The organism is Leucobacter chromiisoli (assembly GCF_016522505.1).
In the GTDB taxonomy this organism is placed as follows: Bacteria; Actinomycetota; Actinomycetes; order Actinomycetales; family Microbacteriaceae; genus Leucobacter; species Leucobacter chromiisoli.
Map to the genome: position 1 here is coordinate 1 of NZ_JAEHOH010000004.1, position 4,110 is coordinate 4,110.

A 4,110-nucleotide genomic window follows, 5' to 3' on the forward strand; every position below is an offset into this window, starting at 1 on the left:
GCGGGGGGTGTTGTGGGCGGGGGCGGGGGGGCCCCCATCCCGGGGGGCCACGTCCGTCTCTCCGCCTCGCGCCGGAGCGGCCCGCTACTTCTGCGACCCCGCGAGCAGCGCCTGCACGAAGTACCGCTGGAACGCGAAGAACACCACGAGCGGCACGAGCATCGACAGGAAGGCCCCCGCCGACAGCACGTCGATGTTCGATCCGAACTGCCTCAGCTGCGACTGGATCGCCACCGTCAGGGGCTGCGAATCCGCGTTCGTGAAGATCAGCGCGACGAGCATGTCGTTCCACGTCCAGAGGAACTGGAAGATCGCGAGCGACGCGATCGCGGGGAGCCCGAGCGGCAGCATGACCTGGAAGAAGATCCGCCAGTCGCGCGCGCCGTCGATCCGCGCGGCCTCCAGCAGCTCCTCCGGGATCTGCGCGAAGAAGTTCCGCAGCAGGAAGATCGCGAAGGGCAGGCCGAACGCCGTGTGGAAGAGGATCACCCCGAGCACGCTCCCGAAGATCCCGAGCGACCCGAAGAGCCTGGCGAGCGGGATCAGCGCGACCTGCAGCGGCACGGCGAGCAGCACGATCACGGCGATGAGCAGCCAGTCCCTGCCCGGGAACCGCATCCAGGCGAACGCGTACGCCGCGAGCGCGCCGATGATCACCACGAGCAGCGTCGTCGGGACGGCGATCACGATCGTGTTCCAGAAGGATCCGGTGATCGTCGGATTCGAGAGCAGGTTGGCGTAGTTCTCGATCGTGAGCTCGGCGGGTGTTGTGAACACCGTCCACCACCCGCTCGACGCGTTGTCCCCCGAGCTGCGCAGCGACGTGAGGAACAGCCCGACGGTCGGCACGAGCCAGAAGATCGCCACGACGAGCAGCACGACGTTGACGATGCCCGTGCCGAGCGCGCCGAGGATGCGCTGCGCGACCGTGCGCGGCGGCTTGACGAGCGTCCGTTCCGTCATCGGCCCCGCTCCTCTCTGAACCGGCGCACGTTGATGACCATCGACGGCAGCACGAGGATGAGCAGGAGGATCGCGAGCGCCGAGCCCAGGCCGTGGTCGTTGCCCCCGCCGAACGAGACCGTCCACATCTCGACCGCGATCACGTTGGCCGCGGGTTTCGAGGCGCCCGGGGGGATCACGTAGACGAGGTCGAAGATCTTCAGCACGTTGATGAGCAGCGTGATGAAGACGACGACGAGCACCGGGGCGAGCAGCGGGGCGGTGATCTTCGTGAAGACCTGCCACTCGTTGGCCCCGTCCGTGCGAGCCGCGTCCTGGAGCGAGCGGTCCATGGCCGAGAGGCCCGAGGCGATCATCACCATCGCGAACCCCGCCCAGATCCAGATGTAGGCGAGGATGATCACGGCGTTGATGAACGCCGAGCTCAACCAGGACACCCCCTGGGCTCCCGCATCGAAGTTCGCCGCTGGCAGGGCGACCCGGTAGGTCTCCCCCGCGTCGAGGCCCTCGATCGTGTACTCGCCCCCCGCGCCGGTGGTCGCGAAGCCCCGGATGGATCCGTCGGCGGCGACCGCGTCGACGCGGATCCCCGGGAGGCCCTTCTTCCCGGCCTCGATCTCCCCGTCCACGCCTCCGCCGCCGCGGATGACGTCGAGGAAGACGGTTCCGGATATCTCGGTGCCGGAGACCGACGAGACGGCCTGCGCGTCGCGGGCCTCCTCGGGCACGTTCGACTGGCGCACGCCCGTCAGCGGGAAGTCCTGCACCGAGCCCGGAGCCACCTCCCCCTCGGAGGCGATGACGCCCTGATCGGCGACCACTCCGAAGCCGTCGCGCGGTTTCGCGCCCGGATAGCTCGCCTGATCGCTGAAGACGCTGTTCACCCCGACGATCGCGGCGTTCACCGCGCCGAGCTGCGGGTTCTCCTGGAAGAGCCCCCGGAAGATCACCCCGGCGGCGAGCATGGAGATCGCCATCGGCATGAAGACGATCAGCTTGAACGCCGTCTTCCAGCCCAGCTTCTCGAGCAGCACGGCGAAGATGAGGCCCAGGATCGTGCACGCTGCGGGGGCGACGAGCACCCACATCAGGTTGTTCCTGATGGCCGTGAACGTGGTGTCGTTGGTGAACATCGTCACATAGTTCTGCCACCCGACGAACTGCTGGCCGCCTCGGTCGAACAGCGACCTCACGACGGTGTAGACGATCGGGTACACCACGAGCGCCCCGAGCACGACGAGCGCCGGCCCGAGGAACGAGGCGATGACGAGTCCGCGCCGGGTCCGCCTGGGCCCGCGGGGTGCCTTCCCGCGGGCCCTGACGTGGACCGGGACGGTGAGCGTGCGACTCACGTCCGCACCTCCCGGCCTAGTACGCGGCGGCGGCAGCGGCCTCGAGGCGCTGCATCGTGCCGTCGACGTCGCTCGGATCCTGGTAGAACTTGATCATCTCCTGCCAGAAGCCCTGCCCCTGCGTGCCGCCGAACGCGCTCGGCGTGAGGTCGGACATGTCGAAGCGCAGCTCCTCGGCGCCGACGACGGCCTCGGCGATCTGCCGGGAGACGTCGTCCGGATAGAGCTCGGTGTCCACCGAGTTGTTCGGAGAGGTCAGTCCGCCCTCGGGCACCCAGATCGACGCCGACTCCGGCGACGCGAGGAACTCCATGAGCGCCGCCGTGGCCTCGCCGTCGTCGAACTGCACCGCGACGTCGCCGCCGCCCACCACCGCGGGATCGGAGCCGTTGATCGAGGGGAAGTCGTAGAAGAGCGCGTTCTCGCCCACCACCGAGTTGCCGTCGGCCGCGATGTTGCCCGCCACGAAGTCTCCCTCGAACACCGTGCCGGCCTGCGGATCGGCGCCGAAGACCTCGGTGACGCTGGTCGGGAAGTCGCGCTGATCGCCGCCCTCCTGCACCAGGTCGCTGCCCCAGAGCGTCGCGAGCACCTCGAGCGCCTCCTGCACCGACGGATCGGTCCAGGGGATCTCGTGGTTCGTCAGCTGGTCGTACTTGTCGGGTCCGGCCGTGCGCAGGTAGACGTTCTCGAACCAGTCGGTGAGGGGCCAGCCGACATCGGCGCCGACGGAGATCCCCGCATAGCCCGAGTCGCTGACGAGGCCGAGCTGCGTGAGGAAGTCGTCCCAGTCCTCGGGTTCCTCCGCTCCGGCCTCGTCGTAGATGTCCGCGTTGTACCAGACCGTCGACTTGTTCGCGGCCTTGAACCAGACGCCGTACAGCTCGTCGTCGACGGTGCCGAGATCCACCCACGACTGCGAGTAGTGCTCCTCGACCGCCGACGAGGCCCCGTCTCCGAGAGGCGTGATGTCGCCGTTCTGCGCGAGGGACTCCATGAGCGCGGGCTGCCCGATCACCGCCACGTTCGGCGGGGTGCCGCCCTCGAGCTGCGCCTGGATGTAGGTGGGGCCGTTGTCTCCGAAGCTGGTGTAGTTGACGGTGGCCCCCGTGGCCTCCTCGAAGGCGTCGAGCACGGCCTCGAAGTTCTCCTGCTCGGCGCCCGACCACGCGGCGGCGACGTTCAGGGTCTCCCCCGAGAAGTCGCCCTCGATCGTCGGTTCGGACGCGCCGTCGCCCCCTCCGCCGGAGGCGCAGCCGCTCAGCGCGAGCGCGAGCCCGGCCGTGGCTCCGATAGCGATGGAGAACGGCCGCCCCCTGCGCCGCTGCCGCGGGCCCGATGAGCGGTGGTGGGACATGCGTTGCGTGTGCATCTGGACTCCCTCTTCGATCCTGAGCGGTGTCGTCTTCGACCGCCGCCTGGTACTGGGATGATTCCGTCGCCCTGCCGGGGGCGACATCGCCTCCTCGCCTCACACTATGCCGGGCGCACGCCGGCTTCAACCGGCTCGGGTTGCGCTTGTATCTCGTTCCTTCCGGGAGTAGAGTTCGCCGGGCGCGGCGAGGGGACGCACGCCGCGGTCGCCCCGGTTTCGCGTCGCGCCCCCGCGATGCCGTAAGCTGATCTGGTCCGTTTCCGCGGACGACGGGCCTGTAGCTCAGCTGGTAGAGCGCCACGTTTACACCGTGGATGTCGTCGGTTCGATCCCGGCCGGGCCCACCGGAGGCGCGGCGACCGCCGGAGGCCCTGGCGGTCGCCGCGCCGCGGACCTACACAACCCCCAAGGGGAACATGT

General features: G+C 69.1%; 3 protein-coding genes and 1 tRNA gene. 1 reads left to right on the plus strand and 3 read right to left on the minus strand.

All coding sequences use genetic code 11. From position 1 onward, the window contains the following. Positions 1 to 84: 84 nt before the first annotated feature. The 3 genes from JD276_RS03670 to JD276_RS03680 are packed head-to-tail and all read right to left on the minus strand — an operon-like array spanning position 85 to position 3,687. The gene (locus JD276_RS03670; RefSeq protein WP_200114036.1) at positions 85 to 963 is read right to left on the minus strand and encodes a carbohydrate ABC transporter permease; all 879 of its coding nucleotides are present in this window, start codon (positions 961 to 963) and stop codon (positions 85 to 87) included. Further along, entirely contained in the window at positions 960 to 2,315 is a 1,356-nt protein-coding gene (locus tag JD276_RS16105) for an ABC transporter permease (RefSeq protein ID WP_200114037.1), read from the minus strand. Before JD276_RS16105 ends, JD276_RS03670 begins: the two co-directional genes overlap by 4 nt. Positions 2,316 to 2,331: 16 nt before the next feature. Continuing rightward, positions 2,332 to 3,687, minus strand: a complete 1,356-nt coding sequence (locus JD276_RS03680; protein WP_200114038.1) for an ABC transporter substrate-binding protein — start codon at positions 3,685 to 3,687, stop codon at positions 2,332 to 2,334. 274 nt (positions 3,688 to 3,961) lie between these two features. Here JD276_RS03680 and JD276_RS03685 point away from each other — a divergent pair. Next, a tRNA-Val gene (locus tag JD276_RS03685) sits at positions 3,962 to 4,034 on the plus strand. Positions 4,035 to 4,110: the final 76 nt, after the last annotated feature.